Raw genomic sequence first — 24986 nt, 5'->3', positions numbered from 1 at the left:
TGATAATTTTGACGACTACATCGGTAAGTTCTGGATGATTAAGCCCAAGGCGGCGAGCCTCAGCCGTTTGCTTGACTCCACCAGAAGACGTCCGGAATAAGCTAGCCGAGTAGCGATGAGGTAAATCGAAAATGGCAGAACATTTACAAAATACATTCCAGTTTCTTGATGTTGGTCGTCAGGATCCCGGTAAAAAAGACATGGTGCAGCGTAAAACTGCGTTTGTTGAAATTTACGAACCTTATAAAGAAGAGGACGTAAAGCAGCAGTCGCACCGTTGTCTGAGCTGTGGCAACCCTTATTGTGAGTGGAAATGCCCAGTTCACAATTATATTCCTAATTGGTTAAAGCTGGTTGCCGAGGGTAATTTGTTTGAGGCCGCGGAGTTAAGTCACCAGACCAATAGCTTGCCTGAAGTCTGCGGTCGAGTGTGCCCGCAGGATCGTCTATGCGAAGGTGCATGTACCCTGAATGACGGTTTTGGCGCGGTGACAATTGGTTCTACCGAAAAGTATATTACCGACACTGCACTGGCTATGGGCTGGCGCCCAGACATGTCGAAGCGGGTGTGGACTGATAAAAAAGTTGCAGTGATTGGTTCTGGCCCCGCCGGTATTGGCTGCGCTGACGTGTTGGTACGCGCAGGTGTTAAGCCGGTGGTATTTGATCGCTATCCAGAAATTGGCGGCTTACTGACCTTTGGTATTCCTGAGTTCAAGCTTGAAAAGTCTGTGATCCAGCGTCGCCGTAAAGTGCTGGAAGACATGGGCGTCGAGTTCCGCGTTAACGTTGATGTTGGTGTTGATATCAGCTTGGAATCCTTGCTTGAAGAATACGACGCGGTATTCCTCGGTATGGGTACTTACAAGTACATGAAGGGTGGCTTCCCTGGCGAAGATTTACCCGGTGTCTACGATGCCTTGCCGTTCTTGGTGTCGAATGTAAATCGCAATATGGGCTGGGAAAAAGAACCAGCCGACTTTATTGACGTGAAAAACAAGCGGGTTGTGGTTTTAGGCGGTGGCGACACAGCGATGGACTGCAATCGCACCTCGATTCGCCAGGGCGCCGAAAGCGTGGTTTGCGCTTACCGCCGCGATGAAGAAAATATGCCGGGCTCGCGAAAAGAAGTACAAAACGCTGGTGAAGAAGGCGTGCAGTTCTTCTTTAATCGTCAGCCTATCGCCATTGTTGGCGATGCCCATGTCGAAGGTATCAAGGTTGTAAGTACTCAGCTTGGTGAACCTGACGAGAATGGCCGTCGTCGCCCCGAAGTGATTTCCGGCAGCGAAGAAGTGATTCCCGCAGACGTGGTCTTGGTTGCCTTTGGCTTCCAGCCTGATCCACCATCGTGGATACCCGACGCTGGCGTAACCGTAAATAGCTGGGGCGGTATTGACGCCGCTGAGCAGCAAACCTATAAATTCCAAACCAGTAATCCTAAGATATTTGCTGGTGGCGATATGGTGCGTGGCTCCGACTTGGTGGTTACCGCTGTCTGGGAAGGCCGCCAAGCCGCTGAAGGCATATTGGATTACTTAAAAGTTTAAATCGCAGGACGCTAGACGGGAGACGGAAAACGCAAAAGCTGTGTGGCGTTTCATCCTAGCGTCTCCCGTTTACCGTCTAGCATTGAGCGACTTATGACTGAACTTAAAAACGATACTTTTCTGCGCGCCCTCCAGCGCGAGCCGGTAGAATACACACCGGTATGGATGATGCGCCAAGCTGGCCGCTATCTCCCTGAATACCGGGCTACTCGTGGTAAGGCCGGCGATTTTATGTCGCTGTGCATGAACCCCGAGTTGGCCTGCGAAGTGACTTTACAGCCACTGGAACGCTATCCCTTAGATGCTGCAATTCTGTTTTCAGATATTTTGACTATTCCCGACGCCATGGGCTTGGGTCTGTATTTTGAAACTGGCGAAGGCCCGCGCTTTAAGAAAACCGTGCGGACAATGGCGGATGTTGACGCTCTCCCGGTTGTCGATGGCGAGAATGACCTTACTTACGTTTGCGATGCGGTGCGGACTATCCGTCGCGAACTCAATGGACGTGTACCCCTGATTGGTTTTTCTGGCAGCCCGTGGACCTTGGCTACTTATATGGTTGAGGGCGGTGGCTCAAAAGACCATGCCCGCTGCAAGGCCTTGGCTTTTGACCAACCGGAACTGATGCACGCATTACTCGATAAATTGGCCAAAAGTGTCACTGCGTATTTGAATGATCAAATTCGCGCGGGCGCCCAAGCAGTACAAATTTTTGATACTTGGGGTGGGGCGCTAAGCCACAATGCCTATCAAGAGTTCAGCTTGCGCTATATGCAACAGATTGTAGACGGCCTGATAAAAGAAAATCACGGTCGCCAAGTACCGGTTATTTTGTTCACCAAGAATGGTGGCCAGTGGTTAGAGCTAATGGCGGCCACGGGCGCCTCGGCGCTGGGCTTAGATTGGACTACTGACATTGGCGCAGCTCGCGCACGGGTAGGCGATAAAGTAGCGCTACAGGGCAATATGGATCCGTCGATGCTGCGGGCGTCACCCACGCGGATTCGCGAAGAGGTAGCAATAATTTTAGCCCGCTACGGCACTGGCCCGGGTCATATATTTAATTTGGGTCATGGAATTACCCCTGAAGTTGATCCCGCCCATGCTGGCGCGTTCATCGAATGCGTACGGGAATTGTCGGCGCCGTATCACACGTAATTATTTATGCGCTCCAGATACAAAAAAGGCGGGATATCCCGCCTTTTTTCGTCGTCAAGCCAACGCCTTATGCGCTAAGGCATAACTTCAACAAAATTTCTCCATTTGTTTTGCATAGTGATATACCACTGGGGCGCACCATTGCATGTGCCAGAGAACTCTAGCTCAGGGTAGTGGGCGGTTACTCGATTGAGGATACCGTGATCCTTTTCATTAATATCGATAATTAATAAATGACGGCCATTGTCTAAATCTTTTTGGAAACGTTTGAATTCGTGATGGGGTTCCTGAATGCCGAACAGACCGCCTTCCCAGGTGAAAAAGCCCAAGACAACAATGGCGAGAAACACGAAGGGGGTCCAGCCAGCAGCCGTTTCAGTTGCACCGGAGTAATGACCGATCGCAAGTACAACTGCCGCCGCCGCTGCACCGATCAACGCGCCACGCTCCATTGAGTGGACGACATCTTTGCGCAATACTGCTTCAACATCATTGAGTTTTCTTAGCGTCACGCCGCGATCGTCATTACTTAAAACATGAATTTGGGGAGTAGAGATTCCGTTTGCCTCAAGGTCGTGTTCGACCGTTTCGAGTTTGTCGAGATTATCAGCCAGAAAAAAATAGCGTTTCATATTATGCTCCTAACCGTAGCTAGCGTATGCAGTAGCGCTGGTCTTAAGAGAATGCGGCCATTGCTGCTACAATCGTCTATTTTAGTCTAGCAGTGTCAGGGCGGCCTGCCCTGCGCTAAATAGCGCTTTATTATTGTATTTTTGTCTAAGCCGAGGTGCTGTGATTTCCTATAAATCTATTGCCGGAGCAGGTTTTGAGAGTGAGATGTGAGATGGGCGTGATGAGGCTGGTAAATGACGATAAAAACGCGGTGGAAGCGGAAATTCGTCGTTGGCTTGAACAAGTGGTTGTTGATTTGGGGCTTTGTCCTTTTGCCGCTAAGCCTCTTCAGGAGGAGCGGGTTAGCATCGACGTTAGTTTGGCACAAACCCCTGAAGATTTAGTCTCTGACCTGCACCTCGCGATGTGTCGGTTAGAAGAGACCTCAGTGGCGATCTTGGAAACGAGTCTTTTGGTGGTGCCCAATATGTTGGGCGATTTTTACGACTACAACGACTTCTTGGATATTGCCGATGCCATCTTATTGGAAGGCGATTGGGAGGGTGAAATTCAAATTGCGAGCTTCCATCCCCAGTACCAGTTTGCTGGAGCGAATAAAAACGACGCTGAAAACTTCACCAATCGGGCCCCGTACCCCATGTTTCATTTATTGCGCGAGGCAAGTTTAGAGGCGGTATTGGCGGCGTACCCCGATCCAGATGCTATTCCTGAACGAAATATTGAGCTGTTTCAGGGTATGAATAAGGCGACTATTAAAGCGTTATTTCCTTACTGTTTTCGCTAATGTTTATTATTGCCCGCTCGGCGGGAACTGGTTCAGGATCTCGGCAACGGCTTCTTCTATCATGGCAGTATTGGCTTTGGGGTCGCTATTATGAAGCTCCACGATCAGAGACCCTCGCCAACTTAGCTTCATGTCAGCAGGATTTATAAAGTCAATTATGATTTGTACATTGCGATTGACGGTGTCATTGCCTAGGGGCACGCCCACCGAGCTGCTCATACCGAAGTTGCCGCCAAAGCTGCCGATTCCTAAACCAAGGCGTGGGCTGCGGTCGATGGTGTCGGCTGCTTCTGCCAAAAAGTACTTAATAATAAAGTCGGCCGCGTGCGGAGCTGGAGCTTTGAGATATGCGCGATTGCTTAGCTGGGTTTGCAGCGCTGCTTTAACATTGTCGATAATAAAGGGCGAAATGTTCTTATCTGCGCCACTACTCTCTGACCAGAGGTAGTGTTGGTAGCGACTGAAATCAATATTGGGATTGTAATCGCTCACGACTTTTGTCGTGCTGCAGGCACTTAGCAGCATCGCTACGATAAGAATAAATAGTTTGCTGGTTTTCATATAAGCAGTCCTTATAACCAATGTGGTTGAAATTTATTGCCTAAATCAGCGCACGCCGCGTGTCTGGGGCAGCTTAGCAGGTGATCATTAACAAAGCCCAAGGCTTGTAAATTGGCATAACAAATGGTGCTGCCAAAAAAACGAAATCCGCGTTTTTTTAGATCTTTACTAATGTGATCTGATTGGGTGCTGGTAGCGGGTACTTCGGACAAACTGCGCCACTGATTTTGGCGTGGCGTGTCGTCGAAGTAGGACCACATATATCGAGCAAAGCTGCCGTATTCCTTTTGAATGTCTAAAAACAGACGAGCGTTGCTAATGGCGCTTTCTATTTTTAAACGATTGCGCACAATTGCAGGATTGGCCTTTAAAACCTCGACCATGTCGGCGTCAAATTTGGCGACTTTACGGGGATTGAAATTGGCAAATGCTTTTCGATAGCCTTCGCGCTTGCGTAGTATGGTGAGCCAGCTGAGACCCGCTTGCGCAGATTCCAAAATAAGAAACTCAAAATGTTTGGCATCGTTGTCACTGGGTACGCCCCACTCCGTATTATGGTAGCAAATATATTGCGGGTCACTAAGACACCAGCTACAAAGCTCAGACACAAGGCATACTCCTTTTCTTTATTCTTGCAGATTACACGATTCACAGCGCTGGCGGCTATGCCATAATGACGGGCATTCTTTCCTAATACGCTAATTCAACAGGGAGTTTTATGAAGATGATTAAGCCAGTTTTGGCCTTGTTATTGGCGGCAACTGTGGTGGCTTGTGCGGAGTCACCTACTGGGCGCCGTCAAATGCTTTTGTTTTCAGATGGTGAAATGTCGCAGATGGGCGGCACAGCGTTTGAAGAAATGAAAAAGAAAATGACCATCAATAAGGACGGCGCGACGAATCGCTATGTTAGTTGTGTTGCTGATGCGATCACCGCTAGCTTACCCTCGGAGTGGCGGGGCAGTTGGGAGGTTGTGGTATTTCAGGAAGCCTCAGCTAACGCCTTTGCACTACCGGGTAAAAAAATTGGTGTTCATACTGGTATATTCTCTGTGGCTAAGAATGCCGATCAACTCGCGACGGTAATTGGTCATGAAGTGGGCCATGTCTTGGCGCATCATAGTGCGGAGCGGATGTCGGTGCAAAGTGTCGCCGGTACGGGTACCCAGTTAGTGGGGGTGTTATTGGGTGAGGGGGCAGGTAAAGAGACCGTGATGGGTTTGCTTGGCTTGGGTACACAATATGGGGTTGTGCTACCTTACGGCCGGGCCCAAGAGTCAGAAGCCGATTTAGTGGGTTTGGATTTAATGGCGAAGTCGGGCTTTAACCCAGAGGCGAGTATTAGTCTGTGGCAAAACATGAGTGTAGCTAGTGGCGGTCAGCCGCCGGAGTTTATGTCGACCCACCCCTCCCACGCGTCGCGGATTAAAGATTTGCAAAGGCAATTAGCGACAGCAACCCCGCTCTACCAGCAGGCGCAGGCCAGAGGGATTAAGCCGGTGTGTAAACGCTAAACAGAGAGGTAAGAGGAAAAGGTAAACGTAAACGCGACGGAAATAACATGTTCGTCGCGCTTATTCATCACAACAGGCGCGGTGATTCATTAATAGCGCGGGCGCCTGACAGTCGGGCTTGCCAATAACCTTGGCGGGCACGCCAGCGACCACGGTATGGGGCGGTACATCGCGTAATACCACGCTACCGGCCATTACTTGCGCACCCTCACCAATATGTATATTACCCAGTATTTTTGCGCCGGCGCTGAGTAATACGCCATCAGCGACCTTGGGGTGGCGATCCCCTTCTTCTTTACCGGTGCCGCCAAGGGTGACCGATTGCATAATAGATACATTATTGCCCACGACGGCGGTTTCGCCGATCACAATACCCGTTGCGTGATCCATCAGAATACCCTGACCGATTCTGGCGGCGGGGTGGATATCGACGCCAAACTCACAGGAAATGCGATTCTGGAAATACAGGGCTAGCGATGTCCGGCCCTGTAACCACAGCGCGTGAGCAATGCGGTAAGATTGCAGGGCATGAAAGCCTTTGAAATACAAAAAGGGTATCGATAGACTGCCGCATGCCGAATCGCGCTCAAATACCGCGCAGATATCGGCGCGTATGGCGTCGCCAATACTGGGGTCGCTACTAAACGCTTCTTCAATGACTTCTCTTACCAGCAGCGCTGATGCTGCTGGGCTGTCGAGACTGTGCGCCAAGTGGAAGCTAAGCGCGGTTTCCAAGGTGTCGTGATTGAGAATGGTTGCGTGTAGAAAGCTGGCTAGCACGGGCTCGCGCTCGACCTCGCAGGCGGTTTCCTTGCGGATGGTTTGCCATACAGGATCGAGTTTGTCAGTCTTTTTTGCGGCGCGAATAGTCATGATGAATAGTGTATCGAAATTGTCACTAAAGTATAGCGCGGCGTGTGGCTGGTGTAACCTTTGCGCTCACTGAGCCATGATCTTCATGTTTTGGTAATTTGCAGCCATTGCCCCCGCTCAATGGGCTTGCGACACTAGAATGACGTTTTTCAATGGACTCATTATGCGGCAGGATCAGCGACCCTATTGGGTTAAAAAGAACTATTTACGCTTTCGCAGTTGGTATACCCAGCACTTTCTAAAACCCGCCTGTGATTTTCTGGGCGATTACCCAACCTTTATGAAGCCTTGGTATATCTCGATTTCGGGCCCAAATATTGAAATTGGCCACTGTGCCACGGTAATAGGTGAGCCGGAAAATCGGGTGAAAATCGGGGTTTGGGGCAATGACGAACACAGCGGTCGAATTAAAATCGGTGACTATGTGCTGATAAGTCCCGGCACTCGGATTTCAGCGGCCAATGAAATCATTATTGGTGACAGCGTCATGATCGCCAATGGCGTATATATCACCGACAGCGATTGGCATCAGATGTACGACCGAGCGAGTCGCAGCACCGATTTTGCCCCGGTTCATATTGCTAATAATGTGTGGCTGGGTGATCGCAGTACCGTGCTTAAGGGCGTCACCATTGGCGAGAACAGCGTGGTTGCGGCCTGCGCGGTAGTGAGTCGAGATGTGCCTGCGAATGTTGTGGTAGCCGGTAATCCCGCTGTCGTGGTGAAAGAGCTGGATGTGACTCGACCAATGAAAACCCGCGCAGACTATTTTGCTGACCCAGAGGGGCAAGCCAAATTTTTTGATGGTGTCGATAAAATGGTGCTACAACAAAACGGCTTCTTGCGCTGGTTGCGAATATTGTTAAAGCCGAGTACTGAAGATTAGGGGCGCGTTGTGGATTTCCAAATGACGCTTAACTTATTGTGCTGCGGGTCTGTCTAATATTTCCATTTTCGCGGGAATGCCTTCTGAGCCAATCAGTAACCGTTTGCTGTCTCGGCTAAAGGTTCCGGCCTCAATCTGCGGCAGGGGAGCTACATTCACCACGATGGGTGTCGCGTTTAAGGCTTGCAGCCAGCTTTGATTTTGTTTGCGCGGAAAATAGTAGGTTTTGCCGAGGGTGACAATGATGGCGGCATCACCGGCAGGGCTAAATGCCATCGCCGTTGGGGAAAAACGGGTGATGCGTCCGGCGCCTTGAGCTTGGTGTTTGTCGATACTTGGAATACTGCGTATCTCCCCCAAATAATTCAATGGCACCGCTTGTCTAGCTAGAGTGTCTAGGGAAAACCGGTAGAGGCGAGGGTGGACGTCACGCTTACTCAACAAGTAGACAAAGCGTTCGCGAGGGTCTACCGCAAGCGCTTCGGCGTCTCGGGGGCCGTCTTCGTTAATGAGCATGAAGTGGCGTTGCACGCTGGCTTCCATCACCGGTGATTTCAGCAGATCAGGCTCGGCGATTAAGTACACGTCCGTGTAGGGCCGAAACGCCATATTGTCGCCAATATCAGCTATGAGTAAATAATGGCCACTGGCATCGCTAAAGCTATCCATATCTTCCCAGTCAAAGGCGTTAGCGCCTTTGACACGTAGCTCAGTGAGGCGTTGCCCCTGCTCATTAAACGCAACTAGGCGAGGGCGGTCGCCACTGTCGTTGTGTGCCCAGTAACGATTATTGTGATGAGTGCTGGCAGTGATGCCGCTCATCTCGGTGAGGAGAGTGCTGTTGATTTCGATATGGCGGGCTGGAGCAGCGCCTGCAGTTGTGGCATAAATAAGCTGGGCGGCCAGGGCAATACAGACGTACAATATGCCGCTGAACGTGCGAATTCTGAATATGCTCATGTGGATCCTGTCGGGGTGGCAAATCGCTGCGTACGATGGAACGCGTAGTGAGGTGCTTGTCCTCACGCCGCTGAGCTATTTTACACTCGCAATGTAATGAATTTAAGACACTGGTGTTTTGCCAAGCCCTCAATGCTGTCGACTTCAATAAAATGCAAATATAGACAGCGTCAAGATGCCTTGGTAGATTGGCCGGATGTCTAAATCTGAAATTAGCGCCTGTGCGACAGAAGTTAAGCCCTACCATCATGGTGATCTGCGACGGCAGCTGCTTGATGCTGCCGCTAATTTGATCCGCGAAGAGGGTGAGGCCGCTTTATCAATGCGAAAGCTTGCCCTCGCGGTTGGCGTGTCGCGCACGGCACCCTACCATCATTTTAGCGATAAGCAGGCCCTTCTGTGTGCCGTTGCTGAAGAGGGCTTTCGGCGCTTTCGACGTATTGTTACGACGCACCTTGACACCGCTGAGCCCGCTGCCGTGATTGATGAGGCCGCGATCCGCTTATTTATACGTCGCTATATCGATTTTGCGGTGAATAACGCCGAGTATTACGACTTAATGTTTGGCGGTCATTTGTGGAAGTCTGAGCAATTGACGGCGTCTTTGAAAGACGAAGCCTACACCTCATTTAAGGTTTATGTTGACCAGATTCGCTGCTGGCAAAAAGCAAGATTGGTGTCTTTAACGGTTGATCCGTTGCGCTATGCCCAGGTAAGTTGGTCGACCTTACACGGCATGAGTCGATTACTGATTGACGGTATTTACTTAGACTCAGAGGCCGTGGCCGCCATGAGCGACGCGGCCGCGAACATGTTCTGGCAGCAACTACAGACTGCTTAAGCCATTATTACTTGGCAGACCTTGCCTCAAGCACGGACATGGTTGACACTTCTTGGCCTTTATTTGGGCGTTATTAGCTAGGAGTCTGTGTGTCGGCCATTATCAGCGTATCCAATCTGAATAAAATCTATGCTGAGGGCTTTCGGGCTCTGAATAATATTAGCCTCGATATTCGCCGAGGTGAAATTTTTGCGCTGCTTGGCCCCAACGGCGCCGGCAAAACCACCTTGATCAGTATTATTTGCGGCATTGTCAAGCCCTGTAGCGGGACAATCAGCGCTGATGGTAACGATATTGTGCGAGACTATCGCGCGGCCCGCAGCAAGATAGGTTTGGTGCCACAAGAGCTCTGCACCGATGGCTTTGAAAGCGTGATGGCAACGGTTAAGTTTAGTCGGGGTTTGTTCGGTAAGCCCCCAAATCCTGAATATATCGAAAAAATTCTACGTCAACTGTCGCTATGGGATAAAAAGGATTCGCGGATCATGTCTTTGTCGGGTGGCATGAAGCGCCGGGTGATGATTGCGAAGGCGCTATCGCATGAGCCCGAAATCCTGTTTTTAGATGAGCCGACCGCGGGGGTAGATGTGGCGCTGCGTCGGGATATGTGGCATATGGTGCGGGGGCTGCGGCAGCGGGGCGTGACAATTATTCTGACTACCCACTATATAGAAGAAGCCGAAGAAATGGCTGACCGAATTGGTGTGATTAACAAAGGTGAAATAGTGCTGGTAGAAGACAAACGTGTGTTGATGGATAAGCTTGGGCAAAAGCAACTGCGCCTGCAGCTGCAAAAGCCCTTGGCTGTGCTGCCGAAGGAGCTGCAAACTTACCCTTTAAGCTTGGGTAATGCGGGAATGGAATTAATTTACCATTTTGATACCCAGCGTGAACACACGGGCATTGCAGATCTCTTTCGCCGCCTCGATGAGCACGGCATTGACTATAAAGACTTACAATCGCGGCAACGTTCTTTAGAGGAAATTTTTGTTAGCCTGGTATCTGCTCAGCCATCCGCTGACGCGGCCCAGGCCTCGGAGCTAAGGTCATGAATATCCACGCTATTCGGGCTATTTATTTGTTTGAGTTAGGGCGCACCTGGCGCACTTTGATGCAGAGTATTGCCTCGCCAGTCATATCGACCTCATTGTATTTTGTGGTGTTTGGTTCGGCGATTGGTTCGCGCATGGTAGAAATTGACGGGGTGAGCTACGGCGCGTTTATTATTCCCGGTTTAATTATGCTGGCCTTGTTAACCGAGAGTATTTCCAATGCTTCGTTCGGGATATATTTTCCTAAATACAACGGCACCATCTACGAAATTTTATCGGCGCCAATTTCCATGCCCGAGATTCTGCTTGGCTATGTGGGCGCTGCGGCTAGTAAATCAGTGATACTGGGTGGGATTATCCTTATTACTGCGCGCTTATTCGTTGACTATCATATTGCCCATCCGGTGTGGATGGGCACATTTCTGGTGTTAACTGCGGTCACTTTTAGTTTGTTTGGCTTTATTATCGGTATTTGGGCAGATGGTTTTGAAAAACTGCAAATTATACCGATGCTCATTGTGACACCGCTGACCTTTCTTGGTGGCAGTTTCTATTCCATCGCTATGTTGCCGCCCCTGTGGCAGACCATTACCCTCGCGAATCCCGTTGTGTATTTGATCAGTGCTTTTCGTTGGAGTTTTTACGATGTTGCTGATGTCAATGTTGGTGTCAGCGTAGCAATGATTTTACTATTTATGGCGATTTGTCTGGCCTTGATCGCGTGGATTTTTCGCACCGGCTATCGACTAAAAAGTTGAATCTCTTATTTATTGCGTTGCTCCCAGTGACCTCCGCTTGAGGTCTTGCTCTACAGGCTACTGTTAGAAAATGTTTGAACAAGCGCAAGTTTCAAAACTTGTTTTTGTATGAGGACATGCTAATGTGGCCGCCATGAATAATAAAAACGAAATTTTAAATTTAAGGTCAATTATTTTAACCGTGGACGGGCGGCCCGAATTTATGGTGCCGGCCTTTCTCTTTCAAGGCGATGGAGCTTGCTCCGTCGCCTGATTAACCACGCTAATAAATTTAGAGCTGAAAGTGTGCCGTGCAATAAGGTGCGGCATATTGTCGGTACTATGCTTGGAGAGACGAGTGTTGACTAATTTGGATGATGAGTACTTATTGATAAAAGAGTCGGACTACCTGTCCTTAACCGAGTTTATAAAGTGTAATCGGTCTGAGGCGACAGTGGCCCTGGCAGAGGAAATGCGCAAGGCGAAGGTGCTGGCTGACGAGGGTTTTCCTGACAATGTGGTGTCATTAAATGCCACAGTTGATTTTTTTGACCCCGAGCTGAGCAAAGAAAGTAAAGTCACTTTGGTGCTGCCGTGGCAGGCCGATTTGACCAAGAGAAAAGTCTCTATTCTCTCGCCAGTCGGTTGTGCCTTAATTGGTTTGCGAACGGGTAAACGAATTCATTGGCCGTTGTTAAACGGTAAAACTCGCACCCTAGATATCGTGGGGGTGAGTCAGATGCAAAAACGCAAAATAAGGTCTCGCGCTTAAGTACTGCACAACCCCCATGGACGGGGGCTAGCAAGGTCCTCCCGCATTTACCCAAAGCCGCAACGCGTCGGCAAATTCACTTTGACTCAGTGCCGGCGTACTGCGATTCGCGCCGGGATTCCAGCCCCATAAAACCAATTCATCCTCGGTCATGTGGCGGAATAAATCCTCTAGGCTGCGATTGCCATTTTTACCGGTGTCTTTAAGCGCGGCACAGAGCTGGCTAGGGCTTAAGTCCTCCCATGCCATGCTTAATGGTGCCAGTCCCCAGTGCGGTGCGCCGGGCACCTCGTCGTCGGCCACATTGCTATCTTGGTGACAGGCGGAGCATCGCAGTGTTGGCGCGCCGTGGTTGTCTTCGCCGCGAACGACGAGTTGGTCGTGGCGGCGTCTTTCGTCACCTTGGCGAGGAAACTCGGTTTTGGTGTGACAGTTTAAGCAGCGGGGGTGGGTGAGCACCTCAAATAGCGGCTGAAACAGTGGCGATTGCGCAATGGCGGTTGTGCTGAGTAGGCTGGCGGCGATCATTAGCCATATCATTGGCAGGCGGCTGCGGATTTTTGCAAAATACGATGTCATTGTCGGCTCCGAGATCACGCGATAATAAAATTGAGGCGGCTTAGTGGTAATTCGCGGATGCGTTCACCGGTGGCGGCGAAAATGGCATTGGCAAGGGCCGGGCCAACACAGGGCACACCAATTTCACCCACGCCACCAACGGAATTACCGCTATTCACAATCACCGTTTCAATGATCGGCGTTTGGTGCATACGCAATACCGGGTAATCATCGAAGTTGCTCTGCTGCACCACGCCGTCTTCGAGTAAAATCTCACCGGAAAGCACGCTAGACAGCGCAAAAATGACTGCGGACTCGACCTGGGCGATAACAAGGTCGGGGTTGACGGCCATGCCGCAATCGACGGCGCTGACCACTCTGTGTACGGTTAGCTCGCGGTTAGCAGACACCGACACCTCGACGACTTGGGCAATAAAGCTATTCCAGTGGCCCATAACCGCAATGCCCTGGCTCACGCCGGCGGTGCTTCGCCCCCAGTTTGCTGCTTGGCTTACTGCGTCGAGCACGGCGCGGTGACGGGGCTTTTCGCTGAGTAATTGGCGCCGGAATGCATAGGGGTTTTGCCTGACCCGCAGGGCGAGTTCGTCAATAAACGTCTCTTGGGCAAAAACGTCGGAAAACTTATTGACTGAGCGCATCCACAGCGACGGCATTGTGGGGAGTACGGTCAGATGTGCATCCATCAACACATTGTCGATTTTATACGGCATACCGGTTTCGAAATCGGTCAGCTCGGCGAGCGGAGGTAACTCCATGTCATGCAGTGCATCGAGCGCATTTTCGACATACAGCGATGCCGTGACATCTTGGGTTACCACGCGGTGAGTCCATGCGGTTATTTCATCGGCACTGTTTAATGACGCTGACACCCGCACGGATGCCGCTGGGCGGTAATAGCCGCCTTTCATGTCATCTTCTCGAGTCCAGATGACTTTCACTGGCTGTTGTAGGGCTTTGGCAACAAAGCAGGCGTCGCGGACAAAATCGGCCAGCGGGTTGCCGCGTCGACCAAAGCCGCCGCCAGCGGGCATTATATGGAAATTGATTTGATCGGGTAGGAGACCTAATACAACGCCTGCAAAAATTTTGTCGAGGGTGGCGGACTGGGTTCCGGTCCAGATTTCTGCGCTACTGCCGTCGTAGTCTACCACCACATTCAGTGGCTCCATGGCCGCGTGTGCCATAAAGGGAAAGTAGTAGTCGGCGCTCAGAGTCTCGCTGGCTTGGAGTTGCGCCAGCAGTGTTGAGCCGTCGCTGCGAATGGGTAGGCCCGGCAAATTAAGACGTAGATTGTAATCATTGCGCTGACTGGCGGAGTCGGTGCGGCCAGCGAGTAGCTCATTCCAGCTGACCTGCAGCGCTTTACGCCCTTGTTGGGCGGCCCAAAAATCGTCGGCGACGACCGCGACACCGCCGGGTAGGGTGTGCACGCTGCGCACGCCAGGCACTGCAAGCGCGGCATTGTCATCGACACTCAGGGCTTGACCGTTAAAACGGGGTGGCCGGGCGATCAGTGCCGTAAGCATGCCGGGGATATCGACATCCATGCCGTATTTAAAACTGCCGTCGGTTTTGGCAGTGGCGTCGGTGCGCTGCGTTGAGGTGCCTATAATTCGATAGCTGGCGGGGTCTTTAAGCGGTGGATTACTTGGCACACTCTCGTTGGCGGCGGCGCTGGACAGCTCGCCGTAGCTCGCGCTGCGGCCGCCAATATCGTCGATGACGTAGCTGGCTTCAGTGCGCAGGCTGCTGGCATTAACGCCCCATTGTTTGGCGGCGGCGTTAATCAGCATTTGCCGAATTGCGGCGCCGACACTGCGCTGAGCATCGAAATAGCCGCGGATTGCTGAGCTGGCCACGGTAAATTGCAGTAAGTTTTGAAAGTAAGGATTGTTAAAATTGGCCGCTACCGGTGATTGCTCGGCGCTGACCAGACTCCAGTCAGCATCCAATTCTTCGGCGACAATCATCGGGATCGCGGTGAGGGCGCCCTGACCGATTTCCGTTGCGCCGACCAGCACCGTTATGCGGTTATCGGTGCCGATACGCATAAACTCACCCAGAATAAACTCTTCAGCGGGGGTGGGTGGTGGCGTGCCGTTATTGTTGCTGGGAGGTGTTGTTGGGCGGCTGCCAGACGAGCCACCTCCGCAGGCAACCAGCAAGCCGCCGCCGGCCATAACGCTGACACGAATAAAATCTCGTCGACTAACACCAGAGTGCGTCATGGGCTGCTCCTACAGTTGTTCGCTGGCGATTTTGTGAATCGCCTTGCGAATACGTGGGTAGGTGCCGCAGCGGCAGATGTTGCCTGACATGGCGCGGTCTATATCTTGGTCGCTCGGCGCGGAATTGCTTTTCAATAGCGCCGTAGCGGCCATAATTTGGCCCGATTGGCAGTAGCCGCATTGAGGTACGTTCAGCGCCCGCCAAGCGTCTTGCACGAGACTGCCGATATGTTCATTGCGAATGTCTTCAACGGTGCGTACCGCTTTATTGCCCACCGCGCCAACGGGCATAACGCAGGCGCGGGTGGGCTGGCCGTCGATGTGCACAGTGCAAGCGCCGCACAGGGCTTGGCCGCAGCCGTATTTACTGCCGGTCAATTTGAGATTTTCACGCAACACCCATAGTAAGGGCTTGTCTTCGGGGGCGTCGACGGTGTGCGAAACACCGTTCACTTGAATTGTTAGCATGCGTTAACTCCTGCACTTGTCTGCTAAGCCGGTTTGAGCTCACCACGAGTCCTGAGCCGCCGAAATAACGGACGGTCTTGTTGAGTAGCATCAAAAAGCGGCTTGGGCGGCACTTAATTTTATTTTGCTGTGGTCTAACGGCAGCACCTAGCAGTGTCGCCGAAAGTAGCAGTGAATGTAGTACGTGTAAACACTGGGAGTAGATCATTGTGATGGGGGTTTATTTTTATTCGCCATGATCGCCTAATAGGGCAAACGCAAAGGTGCCTCTTGCATCAAGGCTAATTGCTCCCGCAACTGCAGGATATGCTCGCCCCAGTAGCGTTCAGTATTAAACCAGGGAAAGGCTTTTGGAAAGGCTGGATCTTGCCATCGCCGCGCGAGCCACGCCGCGTGATGCATAATGCGCAGACTGCGCAGGGCCTCGATAAGGCCAAGTTCTTTGGGGTTAAAGTCGTAAAATTCGTTGTAGCCCTCTACCAACTCCATAATGGCGCGCTGCTGGGCGTCGGGTTCGCCGGACAGGAACATCCACAAATCCTGTATTGCGGGGGCCATACGGCTGTCGTCAAAATCGACCAGCCAGGTTTCGCCATTGCGGGACAAAATGTTGCCGACATGACCGTCGCCGTGGGTGCGAATATAGCTGGGCGTAATATCGGCAAAGCGCTGGTGAACGAGTTTGAGAAGGTCGGCGCTGAGGCTGGCATAGGCGTCGCCAAGGCTGGCGGGAATCACCCTGTCGAGAATAAAACTGCGGCTATCGTCACCGAAGCTTGCCGTGTCTAGCGTTGGTCGATACTGAAAAGGCGTGCTGGCGCCAACGAGGTGAAGTCGGCCTATCAATCGGCCAAGCTGGAAGAGGTTGTCCATATCGTCGAGAGCTGGGGCGTGGCCGCCGCGACGGGGGTAGAGCGCGAAGCGGTAACCCTCAAACCTGAACAAGCTGCTACCCTTTTCGTCGCGCCACGGGGCGATGACCGGAATGTCAGTGTCAAAAAGTTGCTGTGTAAATTGGTGTTCCTCTAAAATTTGTTCGTCGCTCCAGCGCTCTGGGCGGTAAAACTTCACGACGAGGGGTTCTTTGCCTTCCAGCCCAAATTGGTATACGCGATTTTCGTAGCTGTTTAAAGCGAATACCCGCAGATCGCTGATAAATCCAAGGCTTTCAACGGCGTCGATAACCCGATCGGGGTTAAGTTCTGCAAAATCCTGCTGTTCGTTCTCGCTCATGATGCGACTCCAGTTTCATTGACGAGGGCGACAGTTTTGATTTGCGCAAATACTTCCTGACCAGCGTGTAAGGCTAGGCGGTCGCGGGATTTGCGGGTGATGCGAGCCAGTAAATACTGATCGCCGACACTTAGGCGTACAGTGACTTGGGGGTTCATGGCTTTATTCCTGGCGATATCGCCGTCAATGGTGTCTATGGTGCATCTTAAGCTATTTAAAATGCTACTTTGGGTCGGCGCTTCAAGGCTGATACTGATGTCTCTGGCCGCAACAAAAAGCCTGAGCTGCTGGCCCGGTGCAGCGGATATTTGATTAATGCTGAGTTGATGGTCCTTGGTGAGTTGCAAGGTGCTTAACTGGTATTCATGGTCATGGCCAAGAAGCGTGGCGTTAAGTACGGCGCCCGCATTTTGCTGACGGCTAAGGGGTAGGTCGAGGCGACTGCTGAGCTCGACCAGGTCACCTTCGGCAATGAGCTGTCCGTTTTCTAGTAATACCACGTGATCGGCGAGGCGGCTGACTTCATGGAAGCTATGGCTAACGTAGATAATCGGCAAGCTTAAGTGCTGGGGCAGCCGCTGTAGTACGTCCATCATTTCGTCTCTGCCGGCGTCGTGCAGCCCTGACAAAGGTTCATCCATTAGCAGTAATTGTGGATGACGCAAAAGAGCGCGGGCAATAGCGACTCGTTTGCGCTCGCCGCCCGAGAGCTTGTTAACATCGCGATTTAGCAGCGCAGTAATTTGCAGCCAATTGCAGACTTCCTCAACACTTGGCCCGGCTGAACGAAATTGCCGTCTTTCGGCGTAGCCTAGATTCGCCGCAACGTTGAGGTGTGGGAATAATTGGGCATCTTGGAAAACCAGCCCTACTCCACGCTTTTCACATTGTAGGAATAGCCCCTGGCTTTGCCAGTCATTACCTAAAAATTGCACCATGCCGTCGGGCGTGCGATCCAAGCCGGCGATGCAGCGTAGTAAGCTCGTTTTACCACTGCCGCTGGGGCCGCAAATAGCGGTAATGCCGGTGCTTGGCAAGGCGGTGTCAATATCCAGCCGGAAGTCGCCACGCTGCAAGTGTAGTGATAGGAGTAAACTCATGCCTGTGCCTTGGGCAAATGGCTGTTGCCGAGCTCAAGACCGCGATAACGATTTAAACGGTATACCCAGCACAGCACAATAAAAGAAAAGGCAATGAGGCCACCAGCTAGCCAGTGGGCGGCGCCATATTGCAGGGATTCAACGCGGTCGTAGAGTGCGATAGACAGCACTTGGGTGCGACCTGGGATATTGCCGCCAATCATTAGCACTACGCCAAATTCGCCCACGGTATGGGCAAAACCCAAGGTAATAGCAACCAAGAAGTTGCTGCGGCACAGGGGCACAACAATACTAATAAAGCGGTCGAGGCGGGCGGCGCCCAAGCTCGCGGCGGTTTCCAATAGGGCTTTGGGGACTTGCTGAAAACCACTTTGCAGTGGCTGCACCACAAAGGGTAGCGAATACAGCACTGAAGCAATGACCAGGGCGCTGAAGCTAAACGCGAGATTTTCGCCGGTTAAGCTAAGCCAAAACTGGGCAATCGGTGAGCTGGGTGCAAAAGCGATGAGTAAATAAAAGCCTAAAACCGTTGGCGGTAATACCAGTGGCAGTGCGACAAGGGCTTCAATAACGGGCTTGCCGCGCCATGGCGTATTCGCCATCCACCAGGCCAGAGGCGTGGCGATGACCAGCAAGATTAGGGTAGTGAGCCCCGCCAGTCTTAGCGTCAGGAAAATAGCCAGCCAATCGTGGTCGCTCATGCTGGCCAGCCTGTAGCGTAATGCCGGGCTAAAAGGCGGCGGTGCTGCTTGTGGTGCATTTTTCGCCTCCTATTTAAATTAAAGGGTCAAGGTGTTCTGGCTAGACACCAGATATCAATCTGCCGTGCGCCGTTGCGCGCCAGTATAGCGGCCACGGTATTAGCTGTCGCGGTTGTCGTCACTACGTCGTCGATCACCGCGACATGCTTGCCGCGGATTGGGCTTTGAGGAATAAATGCGAAGGCCTGTTTGATATTTTTTTGGCGCATCGCTGCGTTGAGGGCTTGTTGGGGTGGGGTGGCGCGGGGGTGGGTAAGCGCGTGACAAACTGGAATATCTAAAGCCTGGCTCCAGTGGTTGGCGAGCACCGTGGCTTGATTGAAACCGCGCTGCCAGCGCCGCCGCCAATGGATGGGAACGGGAACGAGAAGATCGGGCGCTGTGTCGATGTCTCCGCCGACTGTGTTGAGCCATAGCTGGGCTAACACTGAGCCATAGCTAAGTTTGCCGCGGTGTTTAAATCCTGCAATCAGGCGATCTACCGGAAAATCATAACGCAGTGCGCTTAGGCATTGGGAAAAGGCCGGTGGCTTGCTGATGCAGCGACCACATTCGCTGTACTTCTCATGGCTTGCAAGCGGCAGCGCGCAGCGGGCGCAGTGGCTTTCTAGCCAGGGTAGGTCGGCTTCACAGTCTTGGCAAAGGTCAATTTGCCTAAAACTAGCGTCACCACAAAGCACGCACATGCCGCTAAAAGCATTGTAAATCAGCGTTTTATAAAATCTGTTAACCATGTGCATCCTTGCAGGTTGACAGCTTGCGTTAAGCCTTTATCATAATAGGCTTTATGATCTTGCCTAAACTGGACTTTAAGATGACAGCACTCGCGCCCACGGTAATTCGCACAGATTGGACTAGCCAGGAAGTTCAGGCCTTATTTGCCCAGCCTTTTAATGATCTGTTGTTTCAGGCGCAAACGGTGCACCGCGCTAACTTTGATCCCAATGCAGTGCAGGTCAGCACCTTATTGTCGATTAAAACGGGCGCCTGTCCAGAAGATTGTAAATATTGCCCGCAAAGTAATCGCTACGACACTGGGCTTGACGCTGAAAAGCTGATGGAAGTTGAGAAAGTTTTGGCGGAGGCCCGGGCTGCCAAAGCGTCCGGCACAACCCGTTTTTGCATGGGGGCTGCATGGCGTTCGCCCAAGAAAAAAGACATGCCTTACGTCACAGCGATGGTGAAGGGCGTAAAGGAAATGGGCTTAGAAACCTGCATGACCTTGGGTATGTTGACGGGGGATCAGGCGGCCGAATTGGCGGAAGCCGGATTAGATTATTACAACCACAATTTGGACACCTCGCCGGAATTCTACGGTGAGATTATTACTACGCGCACCTACCAAGACCGTCTCGGCACCTTGTCTAATGTCCGTGATGCTGGCATCAAAGTGTGTAGTGGCGGCATTGTTGGTATGGGGGAGTCCATCAAAGACCGCGCGGGTTTGTTATTGCAATTAGCTAATTTGCCGGTGCAGCCAGAAAGTGTACCCATTAACATGCTAGTGAAAGTAGAAGGCACGCCAATGGCCGATGTGGCCGATCTCGATCCCTTCGATTTTATCCGCACTATTGCTGTGGCGCGGATTATGATGCCAAAATCCCATGTTCGCTTGTCTGCTGGTCGCGAATCCATGAATGAGGAAATGCATGCCCTGGCGTATTTTGCCGGTGCTAACTCGATATTTTATGGTGAAAAACTGCTCACCACGCCCAACCCCGAAGCAAATAAAGACCTAGCGTTGTTTGGCCGTCTTGGCATTAAGCCTGAAGAGCGTCATGTTGAGCGCGACGATGATGCGCAAAGCGAGGCCTTGCTGGGCGCCGTGCAACAAGTCGAGAATGATCGATTTTTCTATGACGCTACCGCTTAATTGCCGGCGCTGTAATTCATTGTGATGAATGAGGTCTTGCAGCGCCGTCTCGCCGAGCGCCGACACCAATCCCGCTACCGACGCCGTCGAGTGCTGGAGTCTGCTCAGGGGCCACGGGTGCAAGTTGATGGTCGTGACTTGCTGCAATTTTGCAGCAACGACTACCTAGGCTTGGCAAACCACACTAAACTGATTGCTGCAATGCAGGGCACCGCCGCTCAGTTTGGTGTGGGTGGTGGCGCCTCGCATTTGGTATGTGGTCATTCCGAGCTACACCACCAGCTTGAAGAGCGCTTGGCTAAAATCACGGGGCGTGAGCGCGCGCTATTATTCTCCACGGGTTACATGGCGAATCTCGGCACGGTTACGGCCTTAATGGGAAAGGGCGATCATATTCTTGAGGATCGCCTCAATCATGCCTCACTTCTAGATGCCGGCTTGCTGAGCGGCGCGCGGTTTCAGCGCTTTCAGCACAACGATATGGCTGACCTCGAGCGCCGATTGCAAAAGCTGCCTGCGGATGGCAACCGTTTGATAGTGGTCGATGCGGTATTCAGCATGGATGGCGACATGGCGCCGCTGCCAGCGCTGGCCGCATTGGCGCAAAAATATGATGCGTGGCTAATGGCCGACGATGCCCATGGCTTTGGTGTGCTGGGTGAAAATGGCGCAGGTAGCGCTGAATTTTTTGACCTCGATCAGAAGCAATTGCCGGTGCTTATGGGAACCTTGGGCAAGGGGCTTGGTAGCTTTGGTGCCTTTGTGGCGGGAAGTGATGAGTTAATAGAAGCACTGATCCAATTTGCGCGGCCCTATATTTACACTACTGCGATGCCGCCAGCGGTCGCTGCGGCCACTATTGCAGCTTTGGACTTACTGGTTGATGAGCCTTGGCGGCGCAGTTATTTGCAAGAGTCGATTCGCTATTTTCGTGATAAAGCTATCGCACTGGCGCTGCCGGTGATGGCATCAAATACCGCAATTCAGCCATTGCTGATAGGCGACGAACTCGCTGCCATGGCGGTCAGCAGTGCATTAGAACAGCGCGGTATATTAGTTTCTGCGATACGCCCACCTACGGTTCCGGTAGGCAGTTCGCGGTTGCGAATTACCCTGTCGGCAGGGCATAGCAAGGCGGACATTGATTGCTTGTTAGCGGCGCTTGTCGAGGCGCTTGCCGTTTAATGGCTATTTATCGCGAGCACTTGGCGGCCTACCGAAAGGATGCGGCGGAACTGGTTTTGCTGCATGGCTGGGCCAGTGATTCATCTATTTGGCGGCCCTTATTGGCTGCGCTGCGCCGGAATTTCCACATTACCCTTATTGATCTGCCCGGCTGCGGACGCAGCGCTAGGGTGATGGCGAGCAGCGATCCAGATCATTATATTGACGCGATTTTGCCGTTAGTCCCCGCAAAGGCTATTTATTGTGGCTGGTCTTTGGGGGGGATGCTGGCAACGCGATTGGCGGCGCGTTTCCCCGATCGGGTGCAGGCACTGATCTGCGTGGCGAGTAATGCGGTGTTTGTCGCTGATGCTGATTGGCCAGCGGCAATGGCAAAGCAAAACTTTGACGTCTTTTCTGCCCTGGTTGCCGCGAATCCTCGTGCCGGCTTACGTCGCTTTGAGTTATTGCAGTTACATGGCGATTGTCATGCAAAAGAAGTTCGTGCGGAGCTTCAGGGGCTTGCGATAGCGCCTTCACAAGAAAATTTGTCTCCGGGATTGGCGTGCTTGCAATCACTGGATAATCGGCAAGCGCTGGCTGACTTGGCCTGCCCTTGTCTTTATCTTTTTGGTGGGGAAGACGCGCTAGTGCCTAGCGCTGCAGCCGCGATTTTTGCTGAACGCTATCCCCAGCACAGTAGCCAGCAGCTTGCGGGCCGCGGGCATATTTTATTTTTAGCTGACGTAGGGGAACTTAGTTACTTGTTACTGTCTTATTGCCATAATTGGGGTCTGGTCGCAAAAGATAAGCTAGGGCAGCTGAATAAATCGGATATTGGTCGCTCGTTTAGTCGCGCCGCCCATAGCTATGATGGTGCCGCGTTACTGCAGCGCCGTGTTGCAGATCGCTTGATTGCTTATTTGCCGCAAGAGATCGCCGGGCCCATACTGGATCTTGGCTGCGGAACCGGGTATAGCCTGCCAGCATTGCAGGCTCGTATAGGCGTAGGGCCACTGGTAGCCTTAGATTTGGCGGCGGGTATGGTGAGTCATGCCGCCGAGCAATACTCAGATATCGCAAATTATTTCGTGTGTGGCGATGCCGAAGACTTGCCCTTGGCAGATAGCAGTGTGGCGACTATTTTTTCAAGTCTGGCCCTGCAGTGGTGCGAGAATTTAGCGGGGCTGATGTTTGAGATAGAGCGGGTTTTGCAGCCAGGTGGCTCGGCGGTCATCGCCACGCTGGGGCCCAATACGCTCCATGAGCTACGCAGTGCTTGGAGCCGAGTTGATGGCTTTGTACATGTCAATCAATTCGCTGAGCGGGACGATTTAGCGGCGGCGATATCCGGCTCAAGCCTAGCCATCGAGGCTTGGGATGAGGTCGTTGAGGTGATGTACTACGACCGCTTGTCTGAACTGACCCGGGAGCTAAAGAGTATTGGAGCGCATAATGTCAATGGTGGGCGGCCGAGTGGTTTGACGGGGCGGCAGCGCTTAGAAGCGCTCACGCAGCAGTACGAAGTTTATCGCGGTGCCGAGCTAAAGTTGCCGGCGAGCTACCAGCTTTGGTATTTACAACTTAGTAAATGCCGGTAAAACTGCCTTATTGTGGTGAACTTCTTGGTATATTTTGGGGCAACAGCCTTTGGATGGTGCAAAAAAGGCATCATTGAGCTATGTTAAGCAGTATTAAAAAGACGGACATAGTTCAAAGTAATAAAAAATTGGTTTAAGGCAGGCTTAGCTGGGCTAGATTAACGCTTTGCAGGCAGTTTTATCGCTGCTTCGCTACCGATCACTTCTATTAATTGTTCGTGGCGCAGAGCTTGCATAAATTAAACGGCAATTTTAATGCGTAAATAGTAATTCTTTAACAAGAATATATTTAAATTATGATGCATTAATTGCTAGGATTAAGTGACTTTGCTAAAGACGGTACCATCATGGTGATGGCTATATTTATATTTGGCTGAACTGGGGGCTTATCTCGTGCTCGTGGTTTACTATGTGTGCTAGCCGCTTCAAGTGAGTCTTAAATGCGTGTAGTGCATAAATAATATATAACGCTAGGTTACTGGCAGTTATTTGGGTGGGGGTCTGGCGCGATTTGCGTCGATGCTGGCAATATTTAGTTCTAAAATGAAGAAACGGAGTTTTACTATGATCAACTCGAAAAAAATGCGGCTAACAATGTTTGCTGCCAGCATGGTTGCAGCTGGAGCGCTGACGGGATGCTTTGATGACAAGAGCGCAGACCCGGCTAGCCCGGCTGTGGCAACTGAGTTTTCTACAACTGCTGCTTATGGTGCGCTCGTTGGCGCTGATTGCGTAGTCAATGGCACGGTAACCGCTGCTCTCGATACGTACACTACTGATGCTGACGGTGTTGGTTCTATTAGCGCCGTAATCGGTGCTGGTGAATACCCGCTGATCATTAGTTGTACTGGAGGCAATTACTACAACGAAGCGTCCGAAGCTACTGAAGCTAATGACGAAACTCTAAAATCAATTATTCCATCAGCTGGCGCGCTGACTGACGCTGGCGGCAGCGTAGCTGTTACAACTCTGACTAGCATGGCGGCTGCACTTTATGAGTCTCTTCCTGCGGCTCAGCGCAATTCATCAACGGCAAATCAAGCCTTAACCAATGTTATCAAAGCGTTGGCTCCTGGCTTGGGTAATGGTGACGGCCTCGATTTGCTGCGTGCACCAACTGTCGTGAAAAGCTCTGCTAGTACTGTTGCTAATAATGATGCTGGTTACTATGCATCTATCCTAGCAGGCTTGGCTAAAGCTGGTGCCGGTTTGACTCCAGCGCTGTCTCCTTCGAAGTTGGCGGCTAAGCTGGCTGCTGAGACCGTTACAGGCACCTTGGACAATAATGTAGTTTCTGTTCTTAAGGCGAAGACGTCTGAATTTGCTGGCGACAAAGGTGATGCGGCATTGCAGCAGAAATCTAACAGTTCCCCAGCGCCTACGACTACGGTAGCTAAACCTACTACAGGTACTGGTGGTACTGGTGGTACTGGTGGTAGCGGTGCCCAGCTTTAATTGTTAATGTGTATCGCCCTGATGTAGATTGTCAGGTTTTAAGAAGCCGCTTTCCGAAGCGGCTTTTTTTTTGTGTGCGCCAGGCATGGCGCGTAGCGCCGTGACGGGCGCTGTTCCAAACCGCGTGGTGGCGATTGGATGACTTGGTGGTGAGAGTCCACTATCGGCCCGGCAAGGGGAACGATTAGCCGAACGGCAAGGGTG

The 24986-nt window shown here is 51.8% G+C and carries 25 protein-coding genes; 13 read left to right on the top strand and 12 right to left on the bottom strand.

The annotated features are described in order from the left end of the window. Positions 1–131 precede the first annotated feature (131 nt). Both ABYP33_RS10025 and hemE read left to right on the top strand, forming a co-directional pair. Positions 132–1550, top strand: a complete 1419-nt coding sequence (locus tag ABYP33_RS10025) for an FAD-dependent oxidoreductase (protein ID WP_373090718.1) — start codon at positions 132–134, stop codon at positions 1548–1550. Positions 1551–1643: 93 nt separating this feature from the next. After that, positions 1644–2708, top strand: coding sequence for a uroporphyrinogen decarboxylase (gene hemE / locus ABYP33_RS10020; protein WP_373090717.1), 1065 nt, complete (start codon positions 1644–1646; stop codon positions 2706–2708). A gap of 74 nt (positions 2709–2782) precedes the next feature. On the opposite strand, the gene ABYP33_RS10015 is transcribed toward hemE, so the two are convergent. After that, positions 2783–3340, bottom strand: coding sequence for an NAD/FAD-utilizing enzyme (locus ABYP33_RS10015; protein WP_373090716.1), 558 nt, complete (start codon positions 3338–3340; stop codon positions 2783–2785). 221 nt (positions 3341–3561) lie between these two features. Here ABYP33_RS10015 and ABYP33_RS10010 point away from each other — a divergent pair, with 221 nt between their 5' ends. Next, positions 3562–4125 carry a DUF1415 domain-containing protein gene (locus tag ABYP33_RS10010; protein ID WP_373090715.1) on the top strand — a complete coding sequence of 188 codons (564 nt, stop codon included), beginning with the start codon at positions 3562–3564 and terminating at the stop codon, positions 4123–4125. A gap of 6 nt (positions 4126–4131) precedes the next feature. Here the strand turns inward: ABYP33_RS10010 and ABYP33_RS10005 are convergent, their stop codons facing one another. Both ABYP33_RS10005 and ABYP33_RS10000 read right to left on the bottom strand, forming a co-directional pair. Then, complete coding sequence (locus tag ABYP33_RS10005; RefSeq protein ID WP_373090713.1) at positions 4132–4686, bottom strand: DUF4136 domain-containing protein; 555 nt, start codon at positions 4684–4686, stop codon at positions 4132–4134. Between the two features lie 11 nt (positions 4687–4697). Further along, entirely contained in the window at positions 4698–5294 is a 597-nt protein-coding gene (locus tag ABYP33_RS10000; protein ID WP_373090712.1) for a DNA-3-methyladenine glycosylase I, read from the bottom strand. Between the two features lie 116 nt (positions 5295–5410). Here ABYP33_RS10000 and ABYP33_RS09995 point away from each other — a divergent pair, with 116 nt between their 5' ends. Then, positions 5411–6199, top strand: a complete 789-nt coding sequence (locus ABYP33_RS09995; protein ID WP_373090711.1) for a M48 family metallopeptidase — start codon at positions 5411–5413, stop codon at positions 6197–6199. Positions 6200–6259: 60 nt separating this feature from the next. On the opposite strand, the gene cysE is transcribed toward ABYP33_RS09995, so the two are convergent. After that, entirely contained in the window at positions 6260–7072 is an 813-nt protein-coding gene (gene cysE / locus ABYP33_RS09990; RefSeq protein ID WP_373090710.1) for a serine O-acetyltransferase, read from the bottom strand. Between the two features lie 163 nt (positions 7073–7235). Here cysE and ABYP33_RS09985 point away from each other — a divergent pair, with 163 nt between their 5' ends. Continuing rightward, positions 7236–7958, top strand: a complete 723-nt coding sequence (locus ABYP33_RS09985) for a DapH/DapD/GlmU-related protein (RefSeq protein ID WP_373090708.1) — start codon at positions 7236–7238, stop codon at positions 7956–7958. 33 nt (positions 7959–7991) lie between these two features. Here the strand turns inward: ABYP33_RS09985 and ABYP33_RS09980 are convergent, their stop codons facing one another. Next, the gene (locus ABYP33_RS09980; protein WP_373090707.1) at positions 7992–8918 is read right to left on the bottom strand and encodes a hypothetical protein; all 927 of its coding nucleotides are present in this window, start codon (positions 8916–8918) and stop codon (positions 7992–7994) included. Positions 8919–9114: 196 nt separating this feature from the next. Here ABYP33_RS09980 and ABYP33_RS09975 point away from each other — a divergent pair, with 196 nt between their 5' ends. The 4 genes from ABYP33_RS09975 (at position 9115) to ABYP33_RS09960 (ending at position 12320) form a co-directional block, all read left to right on the top strand. Next, on the top strand, positions 9115–9759 hold the full coding sequence (locus tag ABYP33_RS09975; RefSeq protein ID WP_373090706.1) for a TetR/AcrR family transcriptional regulator: 645 nt from the start codon (positions 9115–9117) through the stop codon (positions 9757–9759). Between the two features lie 89 nt (positions 9760–9848). Continuing rightward, a complete protein-coding gene (locus ABYP33_RS09970; RefSeq protein WP_373090705.1) occupies positions 9849–10811 on the top strand; it encodes an ABC transporter ATP-binding protein in 963 nt (320 codons plus the stop codon). Then, on the top strand, positions 10808–11569 hold the full coding sequence (locus tag ABYP33_RS09965) for an ABC transporter permease (RefSeq protein ID WP_373090703.1): 762 nt from the start codon (positions 10808–10810) through the stop codon (positions 11567–11569). The genes ABYP33_RS09970 and ABYP33_RS09965 overlap by 4 nt, the downstream gene beginning before the upstream one ends. A gap of 337 nt (positions 11570–11906) precedes the next feature. Further along, positions 11907–12320: a GreA/GreB family elongation factor gene (locus ABYP33_RS09960; RefSeq protein WP_373090702.1), complete on the top strand. Its 414-nt coding sequence runs from the start codon at positions 11907–11909 to the stop codon at positions 12318–12320. 27 nt (positions 12321–12347) lie between these two features. Here ABYP33_RS09960 and ABYP33_RS09955 read toward each other — a convergent pair whose 3' ends face one another. The 7 genes from ABYP33_RS09955 to ABYP33_RS09925 all read right to left on the bottom strand — a co-directional run bounded on the left by ABYP33_RS09955 (position 12348) and on the right by ABYP33_RS09925 (position 19423). Next, positions 12348–12899, bottom strand: coding sequence for a hypothetical protein (locus ABYP33_RS09955; RefSeq protein WP_373090701.1), 552 nt, complete (start codon positions 12897–12899; stop codon positions 12348–12350). Positions 12900–12913: 14 nt separating this feature from the next. Next, complete coding sequence (locus ABYP33_RS09950; RefSeq protein ID WP_373090700.1) at positions 12914–15127, bottom strand: molybdopterin cofactor-binding domain-containing protein; 2214 nt, start codon at positions 15125–15127, stop codon at positions 12914–12916. Between the two features lie 9 nt (positions 15128–15136). Further along, positions 15137–15595: a (2Fe-2S)-binding protein gene (locus tag ABYP33_RS09945; RefSeq protein ID WP_373090699.1), complete on the bottom strand. Its 459-nt coding sequence runs from the start codon at positions 15593–15595 to the stop codon at positions 15137–15139. A gap of 243 nt (positions 15596–15838) precedes the next feature. Continuing rightward, on the bottom strand, positions 15839–16828 hold the full coding sequence (locus ABYP33_RS09940; protein ID WP_373090698.1) for a serine/threonine protein kinase: 990 nt from the start codon (positions 16826–16828) through the stop codon (positions 15839–15841). Further along, a complete protein-coding gene (gene modC, locus ABYP33_RS09935; protein ID WP_373090697.1) occupies positions 16825–17928 on the bottom strand; it encodes a molybdenum ABC transporter ATP-binding protein in 1104 nt (367 codons plus the stop codon). The genes ABYP33_RS09940 and modC overlap by 4 nt, the downstream gene beginning before the upstream one ends. After that, complete coding sequence (gene modB, locus ABYP33_RS09930) at positions 17925–18629, bottom strand: molybdate ABC transporter permease subunit (protein WP_008246239.1); 705 nt, start codon at positions 18627–18629, stop codon at positions 17925–17927. Before modB ends, modC begins: the two co-directional genes overlap by 4 nt. A gap of 86 nt (positions 18630–18715) precedes the next feature. Beyond that, on the bottom strand, positions 18716–19423 hold the full coding sequence (locus ABYP33_RS09925) for a double zinc ribbon domain-containing protein (protein ID WP_373090696.1): 708 nt from the start codon (positions 19421–19423) through the stop codon (positions 18716–18718). An 80-nt stretch (positions 19424–19503) separates the two neighbouring features. Between ABYP33_RS09925 and bioB the strand changes: the two genes are divergently transcribed. The 4 genes from bioB (at position 19504) to ABYP33_RS09905 (ending at position 24782) form a co-directional block, all read left to right on the top strand. After that, entirely contained in the window at positions 19504–20562 is a 1059-nt protein-coding gene (gene bioB, locus ABYP33_RS09920) for a biotin synthase BioB (RefSeq protein WP_373090694.1), read from the top strand. A gap of 24 nt (positions 20563–20586) precedes the next feature. Next, positions 20587–21747 carry an 8-amino-7-oxononanoate synthase gene (gene bioF, locus ABYP33_RS09915; RefSeq protein WP_373090719.1) on the top strand — a complete coding sequence of 387 codons (1161 nt, stop codon included), beginning with the start codon at positions 20587–20589 and terminating at the stop codon, positions 21745–21747. Further along, positions 21747–23327 carry a malonyl-ACP O-methyltransferase BioC gene (gene bioC, locus ABYP33_RS09910; RefSeq protein ID WP_373090693.1) on the top strand — a complete coding sequence of 527 codons (1581 nt, stop codon included), beginning with the start codon at positions 21747–21749 and terminating at the stop codon, positions 23325–23327. The genes bioF and bioC overlap by 1 nt, the downstream gene beginning before the upstream one ends. Before the next feature lie 564 nt (positions 23328–23891). Next, complete coding sequence (locus ABYP33_RS09905) at positions 23892–24782, top strand: hypothetical protein (RefSeq protein WP_373090692.1); 891 nt, start codon at positions 23892–23894, stop codon at positions 24780–24782. The last annotated feature ends 204 nt before the right edge of the window (positions 24783–24986 follow it).

The sequence above is a fragment of the Zhongshania sp. genome, from assembly GCF_041584495.1.
Taxonomy (GTDB): domain Bacteria; phylum Pseudomonadota; class Gammaproteobacteria; order Pseudomonadales; family Spongiibacteraceae; genus Spongiibacter.
The sequence above is the reverse complement of the archived record's forward strand: the minus strand, read 5'-3'. Positions and strand labels throughout refer to the sequence as shown.

Coding starts and splice junctions, on each gene's coding strand:
- bioF (WP_373090719.1), top strand. CDS start 20,587: ATGAATGAGGTCTTGCAGCGCCGTCTCGCCGAGCGCCGACACCAATCC.
- cysE (WP_373090710.1), bottom strand. CDS start 7,072: ATGACTATTCGCGCCGCAAAAAAGACTGACAAACTCGATCCTGTATGG.
- ABYP33_RS10025 (WP_373090718.1), top strand. CDS start 132: ATGGCAGAACATTTACAAAATACATTCCAGTTTCTTGATGTTGGTCGT.
- ABYP33_RS10010 (WP_373090715.1), top strand. CDS start 3,562: ATGAGGCTGGTAAATGACGATAAAAACGCGGTGGAAGCGGAAATTCGT.
- ABYP33_RS09925 (WP_373090696.1), bottom strand. CDS start 19,423: ATGGTTAACAGATTTTATAAAACGCTGATTTACAATGCTTTTAGCGGC.
- ABYP33_RS09955 (WP_373090701.1), bottom strand. CDS start 12,899: ATGACATCGTATTTTGCAAAAATCCGCAGCCGCCTGCCAATGATATGG.
- modB (WP_008246239.1), bottom strand. CDS start 18,629: ATGAGCGACCACGATTGGCTGGCTATTTTCCTGACGCTAAGACTGGCG.
- ABYP33_RS10005 (WP_373090713.1), bottom strand. CDS start 4,686: ATGAAAACCAGCAAACTATTTATTCTTATCGTAGCGATGCTGCTAAGT.
- modC (WP_373090697.1), bottom strand. CDS start 17,928: ATGAGTTTACTCCTATCACTACACTTGCAGCGTGGCGACTTCCGGCTG.
- ABYP33_RS09905 (WP_373090692.1), top strand. CDS start 23,892: ATGATCAACTCGAAAAAAATGCGGCTAACAATGTTTGCTGCCAGCATG.
- ABYP33_RS09980 (WP_373090707.1), bottom strand. CDS start 8,918: ATGAGCATATTCAGAATTCGCACGTTCAGCGGCATATTGTACGTCTGT.
- ABYP33_RS09975 (WP_373090706.1), top strand. CDS start 9,115: ATGTCTAAATCTGAAATTAGCGCCTGTGCGACAGAAGTTAAGCCCTAC.
- ABYP33_RS09945 (WP_373090699.1), bottom strand. CDS start 15,595: ATGCTAACAATTCAAGTGAACGGTGTTTCGCACACCGTCGACGCCCCC.
- ABYP33_RS09965 (WP_373090703.1), top strand. CDS start 10,808: ATGAATATCCACGCTATTCGGGCTATTTATTTGTTTGAGTTAGGGCGC.
- ABYP33_RS09950 (WP_373090700.1), bottom strand. CDS start 15,127: ATGACGCACTCTGGTGTTAGTCGACGAGATTTTATTCGTGTCAGCGTT.
- bioC (WP_373090693.1), top strand. CDS start 21,747: ATGGCTATTTATCGCGAGCACTTGGCGGCCTACCGAAAGGATGCGGCG.
- hemE (WP_373090717.1), top strand. CDS start 1,644: ATGACTGAACTTAAAAACGATACTTTTCTGCGCGCCCTCCAGCGCGAG.
- bioB (WP_373090694.1), top strand. CDS start 19,504: ATGACAGCACTCGCGCCCACGGTAATTCGCACAGATTGGACTAGCCAG.
- ABYP33_RS09985 (WP_373090708.1), top strand. CDS start 7,236: ATGCGGCAGGATCAGCGACCCTATTGGGTTAAAAAGAACTATTTACGC.
- ABYP33_RS10015 (WP_373090716.1), bottom strand. CDS start 3,340: ATGAAACGCTATTTTTTTCTGGCTGATAATCTCGACAAACTCGAAACG.
- ABYP33_RS09995 (WP_373090711.1), top strand. CDS start 5,411: ATGATTAAGCCAGTTTTGGCCTTGTTATTGGCGGCAACTGTGGTGGCT.
- ABYP33_RS09940 (WP_373090698.1), bottom strand. CDS start 16,828: ATGAGCGAGAACGAACAGCAGGATTTTGCAGAACTTAACCCCGATCGG.